This is a genomic window from Terriglobus sp. YAF25 (assembly GCF_052113305.1).
Classification (GTDB): Bacteria; Acidobacteriota; Terriglobia; order Terriglobales; family Acidobacteriaceae; genus Terriglobus.
The window spans coordinates 1-1,279 of sequence record NZ_JBFRCY010000992.1; the positions used below are offsets into that span (position 1 = coordinate 1).

Genomic DNA, 1,279 nt, shown 5'->3' on the forward strand with positions numbered 1-1,279 from the left:
CTCAGCAATCACGCCGCTCGTCCGGCTGTGGTGTAATAGCAGACAAGCAAGATTTTCAGGAGACAGGAACGATGGCAAACAAGCTGATCCCAGCCGCGGAACGCAACCTTACCCCGGAAGAGGTGGAGATTCTTGACGCTCGTCGCCGCCGCGGACAGTTGCTGCTGGTGATGGGCGGGCAGTGCCTGATCGTCTGCATCGTGCTGACCCTTTGGGCCGGCCAGGATGCCACCTACTCTCCCGGCGTGATCCACCCCATGGTTTACTGGTGCGCGATTACGGGCATCTTTGCCCTGACTTTCCTGATCAACGGCCTGCGTCTGCGCAAGGGAACCAACGAGTTCCAGAGCTACTAAGGGTAGGCAAACGATTTACCAAGGCCACCCGGCAGGGTGGCCTTTTGCGTCCTATACTTGAGTCTCCACATGTCTTTTCCCTCCATGGCCGTGGTGGAAGAGCAAATGCCCACTGGTAATACCCCGATGGGCAGCACGGTACGGCTGCGTGATAAGTTCGACCGCGCTATTACCGACCTGCGGCTCTCCATCACCGACCGCTGCAACTTCCGCTGTGTCTACTGCCGCAGCGGCCAGGGTGCAACCCCGGTGCACGAGCTGCCCATGGCCGACTACGCCCGTATCGCCCGCGTCTTTCTGGGAATGGGTATCGAGAAGATCCGGCTGACCGGCGGCGAGCCGCTGCTGCGTCACGATCTTCTGGAGTTGATCGCCGAGCTGGCCCAGATGCGCACTCTCGATGGCGACCGTCCCGATATCGCCCTGACCACCAACGGCCACCTGCTTGCCGAGCTTGCCGAGCCTCTTCGCCGCACCGGGCTAAGCCGCATTACCGTCAGCATGGATGCGGTCGATGCCGAGACCTTTGCCCGCATTACCCGGGTGCCGCGCAGTTATGAGCGCGTTCTCGAGGGCATTCGCGCCGCAAAGGCAGCCGGCCTGGCCCCGGTGAAGGTGAACTGCGTGCTCATGAGGGGCTGGAACGACGACCAGATCGAGCGCTTCGCCGAGTTTGCGCGCACCGAGGATGTCATCGTCCGCTTCATCGAGTTCATGCCGCTGGAAGAGGACAAGGTCTGGTCCCGCGATCTGGTGATTCCTCTGGAAGAGATCGTCAATCGTCTGAGCAACGTCGGCGACCTGGTGGAGCTTGCCCCCAATTCCGTTAGCGAAACCGCCCGCCGTTACGGCTTTAGCGATCGCCGCGGCGAGATTGGCATTATCGCCCCTGTCTCACATCCCTTCTGCGGCCACTGCAGCCG

The 1,279-nt window shown here is 61.5% G+C and carries 2 protein-coding genes; both read left to right on the top strand.

What is annotated here, in order from left to right; translation table 11 throughout:
- The coding region (locus AB4043_RS25915) for a hypothetical protein (protein ID WP_442308576.1) at positions 1–356 on the top strand (356 nt) is incomplete at its 5' end.
- A gap of 69 nt (positions 357–425) precedes the next feature.
- The coding region (gene moaA, locus AB4043_RS25920) for a GTP 3',8-cyclase MoaA (RefSeq protein WP_442308577.1) at positions 426–1,279 on the top strand (854 nt) is incomplete at its 3' end.